Origin of the sequence: Demequina maris (genome assembly GCF_000971155.1) — a bacterium.
GTDB lineage: Bacteria > Actinomycetota > Actinomycetes > Actinomycetales > Demequinaceae > Demequina > Demequina maris.
This window is the reverse complement of record NZ_BBLX01000002.1, coordinates 271,417-291,609: the sequence shown is the minus strand read 5'-3', so window position 1 is coordinate 291,609 and position 20,193 is coordinate 271,417. Positions and strand designations below refer to the sequence as shown.

Annotated in this window: 21 protein-coding genes; 5 read left to right on the top strand and 16 right to left on the bottom strand. The window is 71.1% G+C overall.

The features are described 5' to 3' along the window. Positions 1-15: 15 nt before the first annotated feature. From AOM02_RS03610 to AOM02_RS03570, 9 genes are all read right to left on the bottom strand, one after another. Positions 16-1,086, bottom strand: coding sequence for an adenosine deaminase (locus AOM02_RS03610; RefSeq protein ID WP_062296739.1), 1,071 nt, complete (start codon positions 1,084-1,086; stop codon positions 16-18). 34 nt (positions 1,087-1,120) lie between these two features. Beyond that, positions 1,121-2,095 (bottom strand): hypothetical protein, encoded by a 975-nt coding sequence (locus AOM02_RS03605; protein WP_062296737.1) that lies wholly within the window; start codon positions 2,093-2,095, stop codon positions 1,121-1,123. Beyond that, entirely contained in the window at positions 2,096-3,409 is a 1,314-nt protein-coding gene (locus tag AOM02_RS03600) for a thymidine phosphorylase (protein ID WP_062296735.1), read from the bottom strand. It abuts the gene before it with no gap. A 1-nt stretch (position 3,410) separates the two neighbouring features. Continuing rightward, entirely contained in the window at positions 3,411-3,809 is a 399-nt protein-coding gene (locus AOM02_RS03595) for a cytidine deaminase (RefSeq protein WP_062296733.1), read from the bottom strand. A gap of 4 nt (positions 3,810-3,813) precedes the next feature. After that, entirely contained in the window at positions 3,814-5,103 is a 1,290-nt protein-coding gene (locus AOM02_RS03590; protein WP_062296731.1) for an ABC transporter permease, read from the bottom strand. Next, positions 5,100-6,326, bottom strand: a complete 1,227-nt coding sequence (locus AOM02_RS03585) for an ABC transporter permease (RefSeq protein ID WP_062296729.1) — start codon at positions 6,324-6,326, stop codon at positions 5,100-5,102. Before AOM02_RS03585 ends, AOM02_RS03590 begins: the two co-directional genes overlap by 4 nt. After that, on the bottom strand, positions 6,323-7,840 hold the full coding sequence (locus AOM02_RS03580; RefSeq protein ID WP_062296727.1) for an ABC transporter ATP-binding protein: 1,518 nt from the start codon (positions 7,838-7,840) through the stop codon (positions 6,323-6,325). The genes AOM02_RS03585 and AOM02_RS03580 overlap by 4 nt, the downstream gene beginning before the upstream one ends. A 106-nt stretch (positions 7,841-7,946) precedes the next feature. Beyond that, positions 7,947-9,026, bottom strand: a complete 1,080-nt coding sequence (locus AOM02_RS03575; RefSeq protein ID WP_062296725.1) for a BMP family lipoprotein — start codon at positions 9,024-9,026, stop codon at positions 7,947-7,949. 127 nt (positions 9,027-9,153) lie between these two features. Next, positions 9,154-10,254: a mannose-1-phosphate guanylyltransferase gene (locus AOM02_RS03570; RefSeq protein ID WP_062296723.1), complete on the bottom strand. Its 1,101-nt coding sequence runs from the start codon at positions 10,252-10,254 to the stop codon at positions 9,154-9,156. Positions 10,255-10,343: 89 nt separating this feature from the next. On the opposite strand from AOM02_RS03570, the gene sdhC reads away from it, so the two are divergent. From sdhC to AOM02_RS03550, 4 genes are read left to right on the top strand one after another with little or no spacing between them, the layout of a single operon-like run. Then, positions 10,344-10,679 (top strand): succinate dehydrogenase, cytochrome b556 subunit, encoded by a 336-nt coding sequence (gene sdhC / locus AOM02_RS03565; protein ID WP_062296721.1) that lies wholly within the window; start codon positions 10,344-10,346, stop codon positions 10,677-10,679. Beyond that, complete coding sequence (locus tag AOM02_RS03560; RefSeq protein WP_439644665.1) at positions 10,679-11,128, top strand: succinate dehydrogenase hydrophobic membrane anchor subunit; 450 nt, start codon at positions 10,679-10,681, stop codon at positions 11,126-11,128. Before sdhC ends, AOM02_RS03560 begins: the two co-directional genes overlap by 1 nt. Next, on the top strand, positions 11,125-12,894 hold the full coding sequence (sdhA, locus tag AOM02_RS03555) for a succinate dehydrogenase flavoprotein subunit (protein WP_062296716.1): 1,770 nt from the start codon (positions 11,125-11,127) through the stop codon (positions 12,892-12,894). Before AOM02_RS03560 ends, sdhA begins: the two co-directional genes overlap by 4 nt. A gap of 1 nt (position 12,895) precedes the next feature. After that, the gene (locus tag AOM02_RS03550; protein WP_062296714.1) at positions 12,896-13,660 is read left to right on the top strand and encodes a succinate dehydrogenase iron-sulfur subunit; all 765 of its coding nucleotides are present in this window, start codon (positions 12,896-12,898) and stop codon (positions 13,658-13,660) included. A gap of 164 nt (positions 13,661-13,824) precedes the next feature. Here AOM02_RS03550 and AOM02_RS03545 read toward each other — a convergent pair whose 3' ends face one another. The 6 genes from AOM02_RS03545 to sigE are packed head-to-tail and all read right to left on the bottom strand — an operon-like array spanning position 13,825 to position 19,157. Then, on the bottom strand, positions 13,825-14,850 hold the full coding sequence (locus tag AOM02_RS03545; RefSeq protein WP_062296712.1) for a YihY/virulence factor BrkB family protein: 1,026 nt from the start codon (positions 14,848-14,850) through the stop codon (positions 13,825-13,827). Between the two features lie 24 nt (positions 14,851-14,874). Beyond that, positions 14,875-15,882 carry a tryptophan--tRNA ligase gene (gene trpS / locus AOM02_RS03540; protein ID WP_062296710.1) on the bottom strand — a complete coding sequence of 336 codons (1,008 nt, stop codon included), beginning with the start codon at positions 15,880-15,882 and terminating at the stop codon, positions 14,875-14,877. Between the two features lie 59 nt (positions 15,883-15,941). Beyond that, positions 15,942-16,268, bottom strand: a complete 327-nt coding sequence (locus AOM02_RS03535) for a twin-arginine translocase TatA/TatE family subunit (RefSeq protein ID WP_062296708.1) — start codon at positions 16,266-16,268, stop codon at positions 15,942-15,944. Between the two features lie 5 nt (positions 16,269-16,273). Beyond that, positions 16,274-17,707, bottom strand: a complete 1,434-nt coding sequence (locus AOM02_RS03530; protein WP_062296706.1) for a S1C family serine protease — start codon at positions 17,705-17,707, stop codon at positions 16,274-16,276. Between the two features lie 23 nt (positions 17,708-17,730). Further along, complete coding sequence (locus tag AOM02_RS03525) at positions 17,731-18,573, bottom strand: anti-sigma factor family protein (RefSeq protein ID WP_062296704.1); 843 nt, start codon at positions 18,571-18,573, stop codon at positions 17,731-17,733. Next, positions 18,570-19,157 carry an RNA polymerase sigma factor SigE gene (gene sigE / locus AOM02_RS03520; protein WP_062296702.1) on the bottom strand — a complete coding sequence of 196 codons (588 nt, stop codon included), beginning with the start codon at positions 19,155-19,157 and terminating at the stop codon, positions 18,570-18,572. The genes AOM02_RS03525 and sigE overlap by 4 nt, the downstream gene beginning before the upstream one ends. Before the next feature lie 116 nt (positions 19,158-19,273). Here sigE and AOM02_RS03515 point away from each other — a divergent pair, with 116 nt between their 5' ends. Further along, positions 19,274-19,903, top strand: a complete 630-nt coding sequence (locus AOM02_RS03515) for an O-methyltransferase (RefSeq protein ID WP_062296701.1) — start codon at positions 19,274-19,276, stop codon at positions 19,901-19,903. A 19-nt stretch (positions 19,904-19,922) separates the two neighbouring features. Here the strand turns inward: AOM02_RS03515 and AOM02_RS14045 are convergent, their stop codons facing one another. After that, positions 19,923-20,090: a DUF3117 domain-containing protein gene (locus AOM02_RS14045; protein WP_082099596.1), complete on the bottom strand. Its 168-nt coding sequence runs from the start codon at positions 20,088-20,090 to the stop codon at positions 19,923-19,925. Positions 20,091-20,193: the final 103 nt, after the last annotated feature.

Sequence of the window (20,193 nt, the reverse complement as noted above, 5' to 3'; positions counted from 1 at the left end):
CCACGGACGCGCCGGCTACAGGTCGATGCCGTAGCCCTCGATCACGAGCTCCGCGAGGTCCGCCTTCTCGTCGTAGGGCAGGAACGCGCCCCACGCTGCGGCGAGGGTGGCCTCGAACAGGTCCTCCTTGGTCCAGCCGACCTCGGCGAGCGCCGCGAACTCCGACGACATGGTCACGCCCGACACGAGCCGGTTGTCCGTGTTGACGGTGACGGCGAAGCCCAGGTTGCGCAGCTCGTGCATCGGGTGGTCCGCGATGGACGATGCGGCGGCCGTCTGGACGTTCGACGTGGGGCAGCACTCGAGCGGGATCTGCATGTCGAGCGCGTGCTGCGCGACGACGCCGAGCACGAGCTCCTCGCCGCCGAAGCCGTCGATGTCCTCGTGGATGCGCACGCCGTGGCCGATGCGGCGGGCCGAGCCCAGGCCGATCGCCTCGCCCACCGAGGCGGCGCCGTCGGCCTCGCCGGCGTGGATGGTGACGGGCATGTGGTGCTCGCGCAGCAGCTGGAAGGCCTCGCTGTGGTTCGCGGCCGGGAAGCCCAGCTCGGGTCCGGCGATGTCGAAGCCGACGCAGCAGGCCCCGCGGTTGTCGAGCGCGAGCTGCGCGATCTCGAGGGAGCGGTCGAGGTGGCGCATGGCGTCCAGGATCGCCGCGGCGCGGATCGCGTAGCCGGCCTCGAGCGCGGCGGAGACGCCCTCCTCGATCCCCGCCTGCACGGCCTCGACGACCTCCTGCAGGGTCAGCCCGCCGGAGACGTGCTGCTCGGGCGCGTAGCGCAGCTCGGCGTAGATGACGCCGTCGGCCGCGAGGTCGAGGACGGCCTCGCGCGCGACCCGGGTGAGGTTGGCCGCGGTCTGCATGACGGCGGTGGTGTGCGCGAAGGCCTCGAGGTAGCGCACGAGGTCGCCCGAGTCCGCGTTCTCGGCGAAGATCCGGGCGAGCTCGTCGGGGTCGGTCGAGGGCAGCTCGTGGCCGATCTCGCCGGCCAGCTCGATGAGGGTCGCGGGGCGGAGCCCGCCGTCGAGGTGGTCGTGGAGCACGACCTTGGGCAGGGCGAGGATGTCCGAGGTGCTGAGAGTCATGAGGCCAGGCTAGCCGCGCGATGCGGGCCGCGCGTCACGAGCGGCGCGGCACCGGGAGCACGAGCCACGAGGCGCGCGACCACTGCCCCAGCGCGGGGAGCCGGCCCGCGTCCGGGTGCAGGTCCGTGTCCGCGAGCGGCAGCACCGCGCCGGCGGAGGGCTCGTACACGAGGAAGCCGTCGCCGGTGTCCGCGACGAGCAGCACCACGTGCCGCGGGATCACGGAGTCGAGGCCCAGCGACGAGTCGCCGGACGTGAACATCGGGACGGGGATGCCGTCGCCGAGCGCGCGCCGCGCGTGCGCGAGCAGCGGCGCGAGGCTGTCCGGCGACGAGTCGTCGACGAGCGATCCGCGGAAGCGCAGGCCCGCGAAGCGCGTCGAGTCGTCGACCTTCCACGGGGGCGTGCCGAGCGAGCGCGGCCACGCGACCGGTCCCAGCGCGGACGCGGTGGTCTGCGCGTGGATGACCCGCTGCAGCGCGTGCCAGCGCTCGGCGATGGTGAGCGTCTCGAATCCCTCGGCCTCGGCGTGCAGCGCCTCGGACGGCTCGTAGCCGGCCAGGGAGCGGCCGGTCGCGATCCACAGGGCGACGAACGGGTCGCCCACCATGAGCATGAGGCCCATGGTCGCGGCGCCGCAGGTGGTCTGGTCGACCTGGCGGGCGCGCACGCCGCCCCATTCGAGCGCCCCGGCGCCCTCGCCCTGCGGGTGGGAGACGATGCGCCGGGTCTCCTCCCCCAGCGACTCCCAGCCGGCCGCGAGGGCCGCGACGGCGGGGACGGGTGCGCCCGATGCGACGGCGCGGTGGAGCACCGCCGCATCGTCCGCCATCTGGTCGCGCGACACCTCGAGCGCCTTGGCGTCGGCCGCGGAGGCGCGGTCGACCGCGCGCTGGAACGCGCGCTCGAAGAGCCCGTCGAGCGAGGCGGCGTCCTCGGGCGGGCGCCGCTCGGACAGCCCGAGCAGTCCGGCCGCGCGGGCGGCCACGGCGGTCAGGGTCCAGGACATCTAGCGGGTGTGGGCGCCGACGGAGTCGAGGATGATGCTGCGCTCGACCGAGCCGCCCGGCGTGATGTCGAGCGTGCCGGCGCCGTCGCAGGCCTCGACCAGCGCGGCGAGCCCGCGCGGCATGCGGTCCTCGGTCTCGGTGTGCAGGGTCATGATCACGTCGCCCGCCTTGACCTCGTCGCCGACCACCTTGTGCAGGTAGACGCCGGCGGACGCCTGGACCGGGTCCTCCTTGCGGGCGCGGCCGGCGCCCAGGCGCCACGCGGCGACGCCCACGCCGAGGGCGTCCATGCGGGTGATGACGCCGTCGCGGTCGGCGCGCACCTCCTCGACGTGCGGAGCGTCGGGCATCGGGGCGTCGGGGTCGCCGCCCTGCGCGGCGATCATGCGGCGCCACGCGTCCATCGCGCGGCCGTCCTTGAGGGCGTCCGCCGGGTCGACGTCGGTCACGCCCGCGCCCACGAGCATCTCGCGCGCGAGGGCCAGCGTGAGCTCGACCACGTCGGCGGGGCCGCCGCCGGCGAGCACCTCGACCGACTCGGTGACCTCGAGGCCGTTACCGATGCCGCGGCCCAGCGGGGTCGACATGTCGGTGAGCAGCGCGGACGTCACCACGCCCGCGTCGGTGCCGAGGTCGACCATGGTGCGCGCGAGCTCGAGCGCCTGGTCGATGTCCTTCATGAACGCGCCGGTGCCCACCTTGACGTCCAGGACGAGCACGCCCGTGCCCTCGGCGATCTTCTTGGACATGATGGACGAGGCGATGAGCGGGATGGCCTCGACGGTGCCGGTGACGTCGCGCAGCGCGTACAGCTTCTTGTCGGCGGGCGCGAGGCCCGAGCCGGCGGCGCAGATGACCGCGCCCACGTCCTCGAGCTGGGCGAGCATCTCCTCGTTCGACATGGCGGCGCGCCAGCCGGGGATGGACTCGAGCTTGTCGAGGGTGCCGCCGGTGTGGCCGAGGCCCCGCCCCGACAGCTGCGGCACCGCGACGCCGCACGCCGCGACGAGGGGCGCGAGCGGCAGCGTGATCTTGTCGCCCACGCCGCCCGTGGAGTGCTTGTCCGCGGTGGGGCGCGACAGCGACGAGAAGTCGAGCCGCTCGCCGGTCTCGATCATGGCCTGCGTCCAACGCGAGATCTCGGCGCGGCTCATGCCGCGCTGGAGGATCGCCATCGCGAGCGAGCTCATCTGCTCGTCCGCGACGGCGCCGCGCGTGTACGCGTCGACCACCCAGTCGATCTGGTCGTCGGTCAGGGTGCCGCCGTCCCGCTTGACGCGGATGACGTCGACGGCGTCGTGGCGCTCGGCCATGTCAGCCCTCCTCGAGGTGCTGGGGCCCGAAGGCCCAGGGAAGAAGATCGTCCAGGGTGAGGGTGCCCTCGGGCCCGTCGATGAGCAGGGCCGGGCCGCCGAACTCGTACAGCAGCTGGCGGCACCGACCGCAGGGCTGCAGCGGGGCACCCGCCGCGTCGACGCACGCGAACGCGACGAGACGCGTGCCCAGCGCGTCCGTGTGCAGCTTCGACACGAGCGCGCACTCCGCGCAGAGCGTGAGCCCGTAGCTCGCGTTCTCGACGTTGGCGCCGGTCACCACCTCGCCCGTGTCGGTGAGCGCGGCGGCGCCCACGCGGTACTTCGAGTAGGGCACGTAGGCCCGCTCGCTCGCCTCGCGGGCACGGGCCCGGAGGAGCTCCCAGTCGACGTCGGTCATCGTCCTACTTCTTGTAGGGGATGCCCTCGGAGGCCGGCGGACGGGCGTGGCCCACCAGGCCCGCGACGGCGAAGATCGTCGCGAGGTACGGGGTCATCGCGAGGAACTGCGACGGGATCGGCGAGCCGATCGCGCCGAGCTGCACGCGCAGGGCGTCCGCGAATCCGAAGAGCAGCGCCGCGGCGAGCGCGCCGCGCGGGCTCCACCGGCCGAGGATCATCGCGGCGAGCGCGATATAGCCCTTGCCGGCTGTCATCTCCTTGCCGAAGGCGAGACCCGAGGCAACGGTGAAGAACGCGCCGCCGAGGCCGGCGACCGCGCCGCCCAGCACCGTGTTGCGGATGCGGGTGCGGTTCACCTGGATGCCGACGGTGTCCGCGGCCTTGGGGTGCTCGCCGACGGCGCGCACCCGCAGGCCCCAGCGGGACTTGAAGAGCATGATCTGCAGCGCCGCGACGGCGACGTACAGGATGTAGACCAGCAGGTTCTGGTTGAACAGGACCGGGCCGAGGACCGGGATCTTCGACAGCAGCGGGATCGGCAGCTTCTCGAGGCCGATCGGCTGGTTGAGCGACGGGTCGTCGCTCATCAGGGTGCTGAAGAAGAAGCCGGTGAGGCCGATCACCAGCATGTTGAGCACCACGCCGACCACGATCTGGTTGACCCAGTACTTGGTGGCGAAGATCGCCAGCAGCAGGCCCACCAGGGCGCCCGCGACGGGCGCCGCGATGAGGCCCACGTACGCGTTGCCGGCCATCGAGCCGACGAGCGCCGCGAGGAAGGCGCCGGCGAGCAGCTGGCCCTCGATCGCGATGTTGATGATGCCGGAGCGCTCGCACAGGGTGCCCGCGAGGGCGCCGAACACGAGCGGCACGGCGAGGAACAGCGAGCTGGTGAGCAGGCCGGTCAGCTGGATGCTGGTGGCCTCGCGGCCCGCGCCGGCCCACGTGAGCAGCGCGCCCATGATCGCCATGCCGTAGACGATGGGCAGCCAGATCCCCACCTTGCGACGCTGGTTCGCGCGGTAGGCGACCCAGCCCGCGAGGGCGAGGCCGACGAGCGACAGCAGGATCGCCGCGAGCTCCGACGGCACCGTGAGGCTCGGCAGCTGGATGAAGTCCGTCTTGCGCGCGATCACGAACTTGGTGGTCGAGCCGGCCGGCGTGCCGAAGCCGAAGAAGATCAGCGACAGCAGCGCGATCACGCCGAGGGCGATCGCGGCGCCCCACTTCTTGGGCGGGATCGGCGCGCCCGAGACCGGGGCGGCGGGGGCGTCGGCGACGGTCGCGGTCATGCCGCCACCTCCTTCTCGTGCGCGGGGGCGGGCAGTCGGAACATCGCGCGCACCAGGGGCGGCGCCGCGATGAAGAGCACGATGGTCGCCTGGATCACGACGACGATGTCGACCGGGAGGCCGGCGTTGACCTGGAGCGACGGGCCCGAGGCCTGCAGGCCGCCGAACAGGATCGCGGCGAGCACGATGCCGAGCGGCCGCGAGCGGCCGAGCAGCGCGACCGTGATCGCGTCGAAGCCGAGCGTTCCCGCGACCGCGTCCGTGAGGAACTTCTGGGTGCCGAGCACCGGCGCGGAGCCCGCGAGGCCGGCGAGTCCACCGGCGATCACCATCGTGATGATCGTCGCGGTGCCGATGTTCATGCCCGCCGTGCGCGCCGCGCTCGGGTTGGCGCCCACGGCGCGCAGGCGGAAGCCGAGCGTCGACCGCTCCATCAGCCACCACGCGCCCCACGCGCACGCGAGCGCGAGCAGGAAGCCGAGGTGCAGGTTGAACTGCACGCCGAGGATCTTGGGGTACTGCGCCGTCTCGGCGACGAACGGCGAGATGGGGTTGTCGCTGCCCTCGCGCTGGAAGGCGTCGAGCGACAGCAGCCATGCCACGAGGTACAGCGCGACGTAGTTGAGCATGATCGTGACGATCACCTCGTGCGCGCCGCGCTTGGCCTTGAGGATGCCGGGGATGAAACCCCAGATCGCGCCGCCGACCGCGCATCCGATGACCGCGAGCGCCAGGTGGAGACCGGCGGGGAGGCTGAACGCGAAGCCGATGTAGGCGCCGAAGGTGGCGCCCATGAGCAGCTGGCCCTGGGCACCGATGTTGAACAGGCCGGCACGGAAGCCGATCCCGAGGCCGAGACCCGCGAAGATCAGCGGCGTCGCCATGGTGAGCGTCTGCGTGAGCGGCTTGATCACACCCGCGAAGGACGACGCCTCGAGGTTGAGGACGGCGCCGTTGAACATCGAGGAGTACGCGGAGCCGAGGGCGTCGCCGATCGCGGAGAACGTGTCACCCGGACGCGAGAAGAAGTACGCGGCGGACTCGCGGACCGCCTCGTCCGCGAAGATGATCAGCACGCCGCCGATGATCATCGAGGCGACGATCGCCATGAAGACGACCATGGACGAACTCTCGACGATCTCCCTCAGCGCGCGGCGCCAGCGGTCCTCCGGCGGGGCCTCCTCGTCGCGCTGGTCCTCGGTGGTCTGGCTGTCGGCGCTCACGCGGCCTCCTCCTCGTCGTGGGCGCCGGCCATCATCAGGCCGAGCGTGTCGCGGTCGGTGTCCGGCGGCACGATGCCGACGATCCGGCCGTGGTACATGACCGCGATGCGGTCGGCGAGCGCGACCACCTCGTCGAGCTCGGCGCTCACGATGATGACGGCGGCGCCCGAGTCGCGCTCGGCGACGATGCGCTTGTGGACGAACTCGATCGAGCCGACGTCCAGGCCGCGGGTCGGGTTCGAGGCGATCAGCAGCTTGAGCGGGCGGGACAGCTCGCGCGCGAGCACCACCTTCTGCTGGTTGCCGCCCGAGAGCGAGCCGGCGGTCTGGTCGATCCCGGTCGCGCGGACGTCGAACTGCTCGACGTGCTTGCGCGCCTCCTCGGCGATCACCTTGGGCTGCAGGGCACCGCCCTTGGCGTAGGGCGCCTTGTCGTGGACGTCGAGGATGAGGTTGTTGGAGATCGTCATGCTCGCGACGATGCCGTCCTCGGTGCGGTCCTCCGGGACGAAGCCGATGCCGGAGTGCAGCACCTCCTTGATCGTGCGGCCGGTGATGACCTCGCCGTCGAGCGTGGCGCTGCCCGCGTCGGCGGGGACCACGCCGAGGAGCGCCTCGGTGAGCTCGGTCTGGCCGTTGCCCTGGACGCCCGCGATGGCGAGGATCTCGCCCGCCTTGACCTCGAAGGAGACGCCGTCGAGCTGGACGATGCCGGCGTCGTCGACCACGGTGAGGCCGTCGACCTCGAGCATCGTCTCGCCGGGCTTCGCGGGCTCCTTGTCCACGCGCATCGTGACGGCGCGGCCGACCATGAGCGACGCGAGCTCCTCCTGCGAGGCCGTCGGCTCGGCGGTGCCCACGACCTTGCCGCGACGGATCACGGTGATGGTGTCGGCGACGGCCTGCACCTCGCGGAGCTTGTGCGTGATGAGCACGACGGCCGTGCCGGCGTCGCGGAGGTCCTTGACGATGCCGAGCAGCTCGTCGGTCTCCTGGGGCGTGAGCACGGCGGTGGGCTCGTCCAGGATCAGCAGAGAGGCGTCGCGCGACAGCGCCTTGATGATCTCGACCCGCTGCTGCGCGCCCACCGGGAGGTCCTCGATGACGGCGTCGGGGTCGACGTTGAAGTTGAAGCGCTCGGAGATCTCGCGGACCTTCGCGCGGGCCGCCTCGACGTCGAGGAGCTTCGCGGGTCCGCGCACGTCCTCGTGGCCGAGCATCACGTTCTCGGCGACGGTGAACGGGTGCACGAGCATGAAGTGCTGGTGGACCATGCCGATGCCGGCCGTCATGGCGTCGCCCGGGCCGTCGAAGACGACGGGCTCGTCGTCGAGCAGCACCTCGCCCTCGTCGGCGTCGTACAGGCCGAACAGCACGTTCATGAGCGTCGACTTGCCGGCGCCGTTCTCGCCCAGCAGGGCGTGGACGGTTCCGGGCTCGACCACGAGGTCGATCCGGTCGTTCGCGGTGAAGTCTCCGAAGCGCTTGGTGATACCGCGGAGCTCGAGTTTCACAGGGGTCCTCCCACGTCATTGCCCGGACTCAACCGAGCCTACTAGCGGACACGACGAGGGGCGCGCCACAGGCCAGGCCTGCAGCGCGCCCCCGCGTTGTTGCTGCTTAGGAGAGGTCGACCGAGATCGAGCCGTCGATGATGCCGGCCTTGATCGTGTCGAGCTCGGTGAGGACCGCGTCGTCGACGGTGCCCTCGGCGAAGTCCGCGACGCCCACGCCCTCGTTCTCGAGCGTGCCGACGTACGGCTCGGTCGAGAAGCCGGCGTCGACCGTCTCCGCGATGGTGTCGAACACCGAGTTGCCGATGTTCTTCAGCACCGAGGTGAAGATGATGTCGGCGTAGTCGGTGGTGAGGGTCCAGTCGGAGTCCACACCGATCAGCCACGCGTCGCCAGCGGACTCGACAGCGGCCGCGGCGCCGAGGCCCACGGGGCCCGCGACGGGCATGACGATGTCGGCGCCCTGGTCCAGGAACGTCTCGGTGACGTTCTTGCCCTTGGCCTGGTCGGAGAAGTCACCGGTGAACTGACCGTCGGTGCCGTCCCAGCCGAGCACCTTGACGTCGGCGCTGTTGGTGTCGTTGTAGTAGTTCGCGCCGGCGAGGTAGCCGTCCATGAAGATGGTGACCGACGGGATGTTCATGCCACCGAAGGTCGCGATGGTGCCGCCGGTGACGCTCGACGCGGCGTAGCCCGCGAGGAACGAGGCCTCGTCGGTCTCGAAGGTGATCGGCTTGATGTTCGGGGCGTCGATCTCGCCGTCGTAGTCGTTGTCCGCGAGGTCGTCGATGATCGCGAAGTGGACGTCCGGGTTCGCGAGCGCCGCGTCCACGGTCGCCTGCGAGAGCAGGAAGCCGACCGTGATGATGAGGTCGCAGCCGGCGGCGACCTGGGCCTCGATGTTCGGGCCGAAGTCGGCCTCGGTGGAGGACTCGGCCGAGGCGATCTCGATGCCGAGCTCCGACTCCGCGCGGGTCAGGCCCTCGTAGCCGGACTGGTTGAACGACTGGTCGTCGAAGCCGCCGGAGTCGGAGACCATGCAGGCCTTGAAGTCGACGGTCTCAGCGGGAGCAGCGGTGTCGTCGCTGGCCGCGGCGCTCGTCTCCTCCTCGGGCGCGGACGCACAGGCTGCCAGGGCGAGCGCCGACACGGCGGCGATCGCACCCACACGGATGGTGTTCTTCATCAGGTGTCTTCCCTTGAATGTCATGCCCGGCTGCCACCGGGCGTGGGTAGTACGAGGTCATCGTACGGGTGCCAATGTTACGAACAGTCGCGCGGACGTTGCGCCTTCGCAACGATTCCGTGATGTTTCACGATTCGGAAAGCGCCGCGGCCGCATCCTTCACGCGCTGCGCCGCGGAGCGCACCGTCACGAGGATCGCCTCGTCGGACTCGACGACCACCGCATCGTCCACGCCCACCACCACGACGGGCTTGCTGCCACCCACGACGAGCGGCGCGCGGGCGCCGACCGTCGCGACCGGGAGGTCGCGGCCGATGGCCACAGGGGCCTCCCCGGCCCCCGACAGCTCGGCGAGCGAGTCGAAGTCGCCCACGTCGTGCCACTCGAACGAGCCGGGGACCACGGCGACGCCGCCCTCGGCCGCGACGGGCTCCGCGATGGCGTGGTCGATCGCGATTTTCGTCAGCGTGGGCCACACCCGCGCCAGCACCTCGGCGCGGGCGGGGCCGTCCCAGGCCGCCGCGATCTCGCGCACGCCCGCGGCGAGCGTGGGCTGGAGGCGGTCGAGGTGCCCGAGCAGGACGTCGGTGCGCATGACGAACATGCCGGCGTTCCAGGCGTACCCGCCGCGCGCGAGCATCCCGGCGGCGGTCTCGGCGTCGGGCTTCTCGGTGAACGCGGCCACCTCGCGGGCCTCGCCCGACAGGGGGCCGCCCATCTCGATGTAGCCGAATGCGGTGGAGGGCTCGGTGGGTGCGATGCCGATGACGACGACCTTGCCGTCGCGGGCGACGTGGGCGGCCTCGCGCACGGTGGCGCGGAACGATGCGCCGTCCGGTATGAGGTGGTCCGCCGCGAAGGACGCCATCACCTGCGGGCCCCAGCGCTCCTCGATGAGGGCGGCCGCGAGCGCGATGGCTGCCATGGAGTCGCGCGGGCTCGGCTCGGTCACGATGTTCGCGGTCGGCACGCCGGGCACCTGCGCCCCGACGGCCTCGGCGTGACGCTCGCCGGTCACGATCATCACGCGCTCCGACAGGGGGCTCACACGGGCGACGGTGTCCTGGATCAGGGTCGCGCCGGTGCCCAGCAGATCGAGCAGGAACTTGGGCCGGTGCGGCTGCGACAGCGGCCACAGCCGGGACCCCACTCCCCCGGCCGGGATCACGGTGATCAGATCGTCTACGGGATCGGACACGATCCGCGGGTCGGTGTTCTCAGCCGTCATGGCGACCACACTAGGATGGCCGTCAAGCCCGGAGAAGTGCTGTGAGGAGACCCGTGTCACCGACGACGTTGTACCGAGGCCACGAAGGCATGTGGATGTGGGTGGTCCACCGTGTCACCGGTGTGGCCATCTTCTTCTTCCTGCTCGTCCACGTCCTGGACACCTCGCTCGTGCGGGTGTCCCCCGAGGCGTACAACGAGGTCATCGGAAGCTACAAGACGCCGCTGTACGGCCTGGTCGAGGCCGGCCTCGTGGCCGCCATCCTCCTGCACGGGTTCAACGGCCTGCGCATCATCGCGGTCGACCGGTCGACCTGGGCCCTCCGCCACCAGCGCCAGCTCGTCTGGGCCGTGTGGATCGCCTTCGCCGTGCTCATGGTGCCGTTCCTGTGGCGCCACCTCGGCCACGTCTTCGGGGGTGCATGATGACCGCCCAGCCGTCCGTCCGCCCGCCCCGCACGCCCTCCGGCCGCACCCGCCGCAACGCCGAGAAGTGGTCGTGGGTGTTCATGCGCATCACCGGCCCGGTGCTGCTGATCCTGATCGTCACGCACCTGTTCATCAACCTCATGACCGGCGACGGCATCAGCCAGATCGACTTCGCCTTCGTCGCCGGCAAGTGGGCGTCCCCCCTCTGGCAGGTGTGGGACCTCCTCATGCTCGTGCTCGCGCTGCTGCACGGCGGCAACGGCATGCGGCTGCTCATCAACGACTACGCGCACCACCCGTGGCTGCGGAAGGTGCTGCACAGCGCGCTCGGCATCGCGGTGATCGGCATCATCGTGCTCGGCGCGCTCGTGATCTTCAGCTTCGACCCGTGCCCCGTGGACGCCGACCCGTCCCTGCTTCCCAGCTTCTGTGAGGATGTCCGATGACCCACCACGAGTACGACGTCGTCATCGTCGGCGCCGGCGGCGCCGGCATGCGTGCCGCCCTCGAGAGCTCGCAGCGCGCGCGCACCGCCGTCCTCACCAAGCTCTACCCCACCCGCTCGCACACCGGCGCGGCGCAGGGCGGCATGGCCGCGGCGCTCGCCAACGTCGAGGACGACAACGCCGAGTGGCACGTCTTCGACACCGTCAAGGGCGGCGACTACCTGGTCGACCAGGACGCGGCCGAGATCCTCTGCCACGAGGCGATCGACGCGGTGCTCGACCTCGAGAAGATGGGCCTGCCCTTCAACCGCACGCCCGACGGCAAGGTCGACCAGCGCCGCTTCGGCGGCCACACGCGCAACCACGGCGAGGCCGCCGTGCGCCGCGCGTGCTACTCCGCGGACCGCACCGGTCACATGATCCTGCAGACGCTGTACCAGCAGTGCATCAAGCAGGAGGTCGAGTTCTTCAACGAGTACTACGTGCTCGACCTCATCCTCGACCAGGACCCGCAGGCCGCAGCGCCGGGCGAGGAGGTCGCGGTCGCGGGCGTGGTCGCGCTCGAGCTGTCGACCGGCCAGATCCACACGTTCCGCGCGAAGTCCGTCATCTTCGCGACGGGCGGCGCCGGCAAGGTCTTCAAGACCACCTCGAACGCGCACACCCTCACGGGCGACGGCATGGGCATCGCGCTCAACGCCGGCCTGCCGCTCGAGGACATGGAGTTCTTCCAGTTCCACCCGACGGGCCTCGCGGGCCTCGGCATCCTGCTGTCGGAGGCCGCACGCGGCGAGGGCGGCATCCTGCGCAACAGCGAGGGCGAGCGCTTCATGGAGCGCTACGCCCCCACCATCAAGGACCTCGCGCCCCGCGACATGGTCGCGCGTGCGATGGCCAACGAGGTGCGCGAGGGCCGCGGCGCGGGTCCCCACAAGGACTACGTGCTGCTCGACCTCACCCACCTCGAGCCGGCCCACATCGACGAGAAGCTGCCCGACATCACCGAGTTCGCGCGCACCTACCTGGGCGTCGAGCCGTACACCGAGCCGGTGCCCGTGTACCCCACCGCGCACTACGCGATGGGCGGCATCCCCACCACGGTGCGCGGCGAGGTGCTCCGCAACAACACGGACATCGTCAAGGGCCTCTACGCGGCCGGCGAGTGCGCGTGCGTGTCGGTCCACGGCGCCAACCGCCTCGGCACCAACTCGCTGCTGGACATCAACGTGTTCGGCCGCCGCGCCGGCATCGCCGCCGCCGAGCACGCCGCGACGGTCGACGAGGCCGCCGTCCTCCCGGACGATGCGGCGGCCCGGGTCGAGGGCATCGTCACCCGACTCCTCGCGACCGTGAGCGGCTCGGGCACCGAGCGCGTCGCGGACGTCCGCAAGGCGCTGCAGGAGACGATGGACCGCAACGTCCAGGTGTTCCGCGACGCGACCTCCCTCGAGGAGGCGCAGCGCGTGGTCGCCGAGCTGAAGGAGCGGTACAAGGACGTCGCGATCCACGACCGCGGCCGACGCTTCAACACCGACCTCCTCGAGGCGATCGAGCTGGGCTTCCTGCTCGAGATCTCCGAGGTCGTCGTCGCGGGCGCCCTCGCGCGGCAGGAGTCGCGCGGCGGCCACTACCGCGAGGACTTCCCCACGCGCGACGATGAGAAGTTCATGCACCACACGATGGCGTACGCGACCGAGGACGGCGTCCGGCTCGACACCAAGCCGGTGGTGGTGACCAAGTACCAGCCGATGGAGAGGAAGTACTGACATGACGGCGACCGCCGAGTCCCCCGCTGTCGGCGAGGTCAAGGCCATGCAGGTCACGCTGCGCATCCTCCGCACCAACCCGGAGGGCACGGACGACCACGCCCCGGGCGAGTCGTACTGGCAGGAGTTCCAGGTCGAGGCGCACGCCACCGACCGCGTGCTGGACGCGCTCCACAAGATCAAGTGGGAGCAGGACGGCTCGCTCGCGTTCCGCCGCTCGTGCGCGCACGGCGTGTGCGGCTCCGACGCGATGCGCATCAACGCGCGCAACCGCCTCGCGTGCAAGACGCTGCTCAAGGACCTCAACCCGGCGAAGCCGATCATCGTCGAGCCCATCAAGGGCCTGCCGGTGGAGAAGGACCTCATCGTCGACATGGAGCCGTTCTTCGCGTCGTACCGCGAGATCATGCCGTTCCTCGTCACCACCGGGAACGCTCCGACGCGCGAGCGCCTCCAGTCCCCCGAGGACCGCCAGCGCTTCGACGACACGACCAAGTGCATCCTGTGCGCCGCCTGCACCACCTCGTGCCCGGTGTTCTGGACCGACGGCCAGTACTTCGGCCCGCAGGCGATCGTGGGCGCCCACCGCTTCATCTTCGACTCGCGCGACGAGGGCCAGTGGGACCGCCTCGAGATCCTCAACGACAAGGCCGGCGTGTGGAAGTGCCGCACGGCCTTCAACTGCACGGAGGCCTGCCCGCGCGGCATCGAGGTCACCAAGGCGATCTCCGAGGTCAAGAAGGTGCTCACCACCGGCGAGATCTAGGGGCGCAGCCCTCTCGCAGCACACCCCTCGCAGCGCACGCAACCGGCGTACGGATGCGGTGTCGCGGCGCGGGACCAGGCACGGTGCGGCCGAGCGCGGTCTCGTACGCCGGTTGCGTCCGGACGGGGACGGGTCCGAACGGTGGCGCGGGACGATGCGCCCGCTCAGTCGTCGTCGAACTCGGGGTTGCGCACCGTGACGCGCGCGGTGGACACCGGCGTGCCGAGGCGGCGAGGGCCGGCGATCACCACGGTGGGCGACGCGATGCTCTCGGGGTGGATCTGCCCCTCGTGGTGCTCGCGGTCGTGCGCGCCCAGCCACGCGGCGCACATGAGGATGATCCGGTTGACGTAGTCGACGAAGACCAGCAGCGTGATGATCGCCGCGAAGGGCGCGAGCACGGGGCTGTCGATCGAGCCCTGCACCACCAGGGAGACGCCGAGCCGCAGCACCCCGATCGCGAGCGCCGCCAGCAGGATCACCCAGAACACGCGCCACGACATCCGCGCGCCGCCCAGCAGCATGAGCACGAGCGCGACGTAGAGCATGTCCGCGACCACGCCCGCGAAGTAGCCGATCAGACGGATCTCCCACGCGGGCACCGTGAGGCCCACCGCGTCCGCGATGGTGCGCGCCGCGCCCGACGCCACCACCTGGATCGTCACGCCCACCAGCGCGATGAGCACGAGCGCGAACAGCCCGCCGAAGTCCCTCAGCTTGCCCAGCACCGGGGAGGCGACCTCCTTGCCGAGCATCGTGCGCGTGGACGTCCGCAGCCCGCGGATGAACTTCGTGGCGCTGTTGATGAGGATGAGGAACGAGATCACGCCGATGATGCCCGCGACGGACGTCGCGCTGCCGGAGCCGAGGTCATCGGGCTTGATGATGCCGTTCTGGCCGTCCTCCGCGATCAGCCCGGGGACGGCGGTCGCCAGGTAGTCGACGAGCGAGGACCTCAGCTCGTCGTTGCCGGCGAGGAACACGGTCGCGAGCGTGGTCGCGACCACGAGGCCCGCGGCGACCGAGGCCAAGGTGAAGTACGCGATGCCGGCGGACAGCACGGCGCCGTTCTGCACCGAGAAGCGCTTGAGGCCGCGCCCCCAGGACGAGCCGTCCCACCAGACCTTGAGCCCCTTGCCGCGCTCGACCGCCTCGGTGGCCTTGGCCTTGAGGTCGGCGTCGCTCGACATGGTGCTCCTTGCCTGGTCAGAGGGTCAACGGTGCATCGGGGGCAGCAGTCCCAGTCTGTCGTAGATCCGGTCGAGCGTCGTCTGCGCGAGCGCCGACGCCTTCGCGGCGCCCTGCGCGAGCACCGCGTCGAGCTTCTCGGGCGACTCGATCCAGTCCATCGCGGCGTCGTGGAACGGCGTGAGGTAGTTCACCACCACCTCGGCGAGGTCCACCTTGAGGTGGCCGTACATCTTGCCCTCGTAGTCCGCCACCAGGGTCTCGACGGACTGTCCCGTCAGCGCCGTGTAGATGGTGAGCAGGTTGGACACGCCCGCCTTGGCCTCGCGGTCGAAGCTGATGACGGTGCCGGAGTCCGTGGTCGCGGACTTGATGTTCTTCGCGACCTTCTTCGGGTCGTCCAGCATCTCGATGATGCCCTTGGGGTTGCCCGTGGACTTCGACATCTTCTTCGTCGGGTCCTGCAGGTCGTAGATCTTGGCCGTCTCCTTGACGATGTGCGGCTCGGGCACGATCACGGTGCCCTCGCCCAGGCGCGTGTTGAGGCGCTCGGCGAGGTTGCGCGACAGCTCGAGGTGCTGGCGCTGGTCCTCCCCCACCGGCACGACGTCGGTGTCGTACAGCAGGATGTCCGCGGCCATGAGGATCGGGTACGTGAACAGGCCCACGTTCGCGCCGGACTCGCCCGTCTTCTGGGCCTTGTCCTTGAACTGGGTCATGCGCGACGCCTCGCCCATGCCGGTGAACGTCGACAGCACCCACGCGAGCTCGGCGTGCTGCGGCACGTGCGACTGCACGAAGCACAGCGAACGCTCCGGGTCGACGCCCGCCGCGAGGTATTGGGCCGCGGTGCGGCGCGTGCGCGCCCGCAGCAGCTCCGGGTCGGGGCCGGTGGTGAGCGCGTGCAGGTCGACGACCGAGTAGATCGCGTCGTGCGTGTCCTGGAGCTTCACCCACTCGACCAGCGCGCCCAGGTAGTTGCCGAGGTGCAGGGAGTCGGAGGTGGGCTGCATGCCCGAGAACACACGAGTCATGGGGCCATTGTTCCAAACAACCGGGGGTGCCCCGGACGTCCGCCCGCGGGGACGATGCGTCAGGTGGCCTCGGTGTCGAACGGCGCCTCGCCGGGAGGCGCCTGGGTGAGGCGCCGAGCCGACGCCGCCTGGGGAGGCGACGTCGGCTCGTTGAGCGCGTCACGGACGATGCGACGGGGGTCGTACTGACGAGGGTCGAGCTGCTTCCAGTCGACCTCGTCGCCGACCTCGGTCTTCAGGGTGGCCTTGCCCTCCTGGAACATGTCGCGTCCGCGCACGACGAGGGACCGCAGCTGCTTCGCGTACTCCGGCATCCTCTCGGGGCCGATCACCACGATGGCGACCAGCACGAGGATGAGGAGCTCCCCGCCGTTGATGTCGAACATGGACCCTATTCTGACGGGTCCGGGAGGAGCTGGCCGCCACCGCCGCCGAGTCCGCTCCCGTTCTCCTCACCGCTGTCCTGGTACGTGACGTCCGTGTTGGGCACGAGCGTGACCGAGATCTCCTGCGTCGAGCCGTCGCGCTCGACGGTCAGCACGACCGTGTCGTCCGAGGCCTTGGCGCGGATCGCGACGATCAGCTCCTCGCTGCGGGTGATGACGCGGCCGTCGATCGCGGTGATGATGTCGCCGGGCTCGATGCCCGCCTCGGCCGCCGGTCCGCCCGCGGCGACGGCGTTCGTCGTCTCCGCGACCTTGACACCCTCGCCCGTGTAGGTCGAGTCGAGCATGACGCCCACCACGGGGTAGGTCGCCTCGCCGGTCGCGATGATCTCCTCGGCGGTGCGGCGCGCCTGGTTCGACGTGATCGCGAAGCCCAGGCCCACGGAGCCGGCCTCGCTCGACGAGCTGCCGAGCGACGCGATCGCCGAGTTGATGCCGATCACCTCGCCGTCGGAGTTGATGAGCGGGCCGCCGGAGTTGCCGGGGTTGATCGCGGCGTCGGTCTGGATCGCGTCGATGAACGCGGTCGAGGACGAGTCGCCGGCCGTCACGGGGCGGTGCAGCGCGGAGACGATGCCGGTGGTCACCGTCGACTCGAGGCCGAGCGGCGAGCCGACCGCGATGACGTCGTCGCCCACGACGAGCTCGTCGGAGTCGCCGAGCACGAGCGGGGTGAGGCCGTCCTTGTCGATCTTCACGACCGCGAGGTCGTAGTCGCCGGTGGCGCCCACGACAGTGCCGTCGTACTCGCTGCCGTCGCTCATCACGACCGTGACGGTGTCGTTGTCGGAGCCCTCGACCACGTGGTTGTTGGTGAGGATGTAGCCGTCCTCGCGGATCACGAAGCCGGAGCCCTCGGCGGCCTCCTGGCCGCCCTGGATGTTCTCGATCGACACGACCGACGGCATCACGGCGGACGCGATCGCGGCGACCGTGTTCTCGTCGGTGCGCGCGATGGTCGACGAGCTGCTGGTCGGCAGCGTCGAGGTGGTCGAGCCGGTCGAGGCGCTCGCCGCGGTGTCGTCGGCCACGAACGAGTCGTAGGCCCACGCGCCGCCGAGGCCGCCGCCCAGGCCCAGCACGAGCGCGCCCGCGGCGATCGCGGCGACGGTCGAGCGGCGCACGCGGCCGGGCTGCGGGGCCGCCGCGGTGACGGGGGTGTCCGCCGGCGGCTCGGCCGGCGGCATGAACTCCTGGGTGTCGCCCGCATGGGCGGCGTCGCCCTGCTGCGGGGAGATCGCCGGGGGGAGCTCGACGGTGTCGTTCGTCGCCGGCGCGTGCTCGTGCACGCGGACGGTCGAGTCCTCGACGGCGGTGGCAGTCGTCTCGCCGTGCGAGCCGGAGTCGTCGCGCGGAGGCGCGAAGGGGTTGTCGTTCATGGGGTGGTTCTCTTCCCTGGGGGCTAGTGGCCGGTGAGGGCGTCACCGAAGACGCCGAGTCCGGCCAGGACTTGGTCGACGGGCCCGGGCTCGTCGTCCTGCGGGAATGCGGCGGCCACCTGCTCGAGCGTGTCGAGGGCGCAGCTGCACTGCACCGCGACGACGATGCCGCCCGCCTGCCAGGCGAGACGGCTCGGCCAGGTGTCGATCACATAGGCGTCGAGGCCCCCCGCGTCGACGCGCGGCAACGAGGCCACGGCCTTGTACGCGAGCCGTCCCTGCTGCTCGACGACAAGCACCTTGTCGTCGCCCGTGAGCAGGGTGTACGAGAGGTAGCGGGCGCCGCTGGAGGCCTCCCGCACCGTCGCCTCGACAGGCTTGAATCCACTCGACTGCCAATCCGGTTGGATCCAATCGCCGGACAGGACGCCCGCGCGGAGCGCGCCCGCGTCCATCCGGTCGACGCTCAGCCCGGCGGTGTCCGCCGCGGCCGAGACGCTGGGGTCGACGTCCTCGGGAGCGCCGGCGACGTACGCGGCGCCGATGACGGCGACGAGGATGAGGGTGAGGGACAGCGTGAGCACCACGGGGCGCCGGTCGCGCCCGCGCGCGGCGCGCGCCCGCCGGCGCGTCTCCTGCTGCGCGATCTCCGCCATGCGGTCGCGGTCGAGCAGCTGCTGCGTGAAGCGCAGGTCGATGCCGGCCTCGGACGAGTTCAGCGCCTCGCGCGCGGCGCGCATCTCGCGCCAGCGCGCGGCGCACTCGTCGCACCGCTCGAGATGGGCCATCGCCTCGGCCGCCGCCTCCGACGAGAGGCGGTGGTCGAGGAGGTCGTGGATCCGATCCCCGAGGTGGCGACCCGTCACGCGCCACCTCGCACGGGAGCACGATGCGCGAGCGACTCGCGCAGACGGGCGCGGGCACGCGACAGGCGCGAGCGGACGGTGCCCATCTTGATGCCGAGCGTGGCGGCGATCTCCTCGTACGAGAGGCCCTCGATGTCGCTCAGCACCACGGCGGCGCGGTACTCCGGCGGCAGGTCGGCGAGCGCGGCGATGATGTCGTCGCCCAGGTTCGACATGTCGAAGGCGTCCTCGGGCTGGCCCGAGCGCTCGTGACGGTCGAAGCTGTCGGACGTCGCGACGGCCGCGTCGTCGTCCGCCATGAAGTCGAAGCGGATGCGCTTCTTGCGGCGCATGCGGTCGAGGAAGAGGTTGGTGGTGATGCGGTGGAGCCAGCCCTCGAACGTGCCCGGCTTGTACTGCGACAGCGAGTTGAACACGCGGACGAAGACGTCCTGCGTGAGGTCCTCGGCGTCGTGCTGGTTGCCGGTGAGGTGGTACGCGAGACGGTAGACGCGGGCCGAGTGGTTCGCGACGATGCTCTCCCACGTGAGCTCGGGCGCCTCGGCAGGGACGACCTCGGCTGCCGGCGTGGCGGTCTCCGTCATCGTGCTCCCTCCCTCGATCACACCCGTTCAACGGGCTCCGATGCCCTCATGTTCCCACGCGAGTCTGAGAGTTCGCTGGGACGTCCGGATAGGCTGACCCCCGTGAGGGAGGCGCGATGAGCATCGAGGCAGCGAACTGGGCGTACGCGGAGGACTTCGTCGAGGAGGACCGCGTGATCCTGGAGGCGCGCGACGTCGCCGACCAGCTCGGATGCGTGCCCGTCCTGCCGGGTGCCGCGCGCGCCATCGAGGTGCTCGCGCGCGCGATGCGCGCCACGTCCGCGGTCGAGATCGGGACGGGCGCCGGGGTGTCGCTCACGTACCTGCTGCGCGGCATGGCGCCCGCGGGCGTCGTCACCACGATCGACGTCGAGCCCGAGCACCACAAGGCCGCGCGCCGCACGGTCGCGGCGGCCGGCTTCGCCCCCGAGCGCGCGCGCATGATCACGGGGCGGGCGCTCGACGTGCTGCCGCGCCTCACCGACGGCGGCTACGACATCGTCCTCATCGACGCGCGCAAGTCCGAGTACCCGGCGTACCTCGAGCACGCGATGCGGCTGCTGCGCTCGGGCGGGCTGCTGCTCATGGACAACGCGCTGTGGCACGGCCGCGTGCCGGACCCCGCTCAGCGGGACAAGGACACGACCGCGGTGCGCGAGACGCTGAAGGCCGTCCGGGAGGACGAGCGGCTCACGCTCGCGCTGCTCACCGGCGGCGACGGGCTGCTGGCGGCCGTCAAGGGCTGAGGGCCGCCGCCCGGGCGGGCTACTGGAGCGCCGAGTGGAGCGCGTCGCCGAGCTCCTTGACCTCGTCCGCGCTGATCTCGACCACGAGACGACCGCCGCCCTCGAGGGGGACCCGCATGACGTAGCTGCGACCCTCCTTCACGACCTCCATGGGGCCGTCACCGGTGCGGGGCTTCATTGCAGCCATCGTGTGGATCTCCTCGGGTGGATCGAACGCCGCCCTCCGCGGCGTTGCCCCTGATTCTACTGCGCGCGCGGGAGCGTTCCCAAATCCCTCCCGCCAGGGGGGC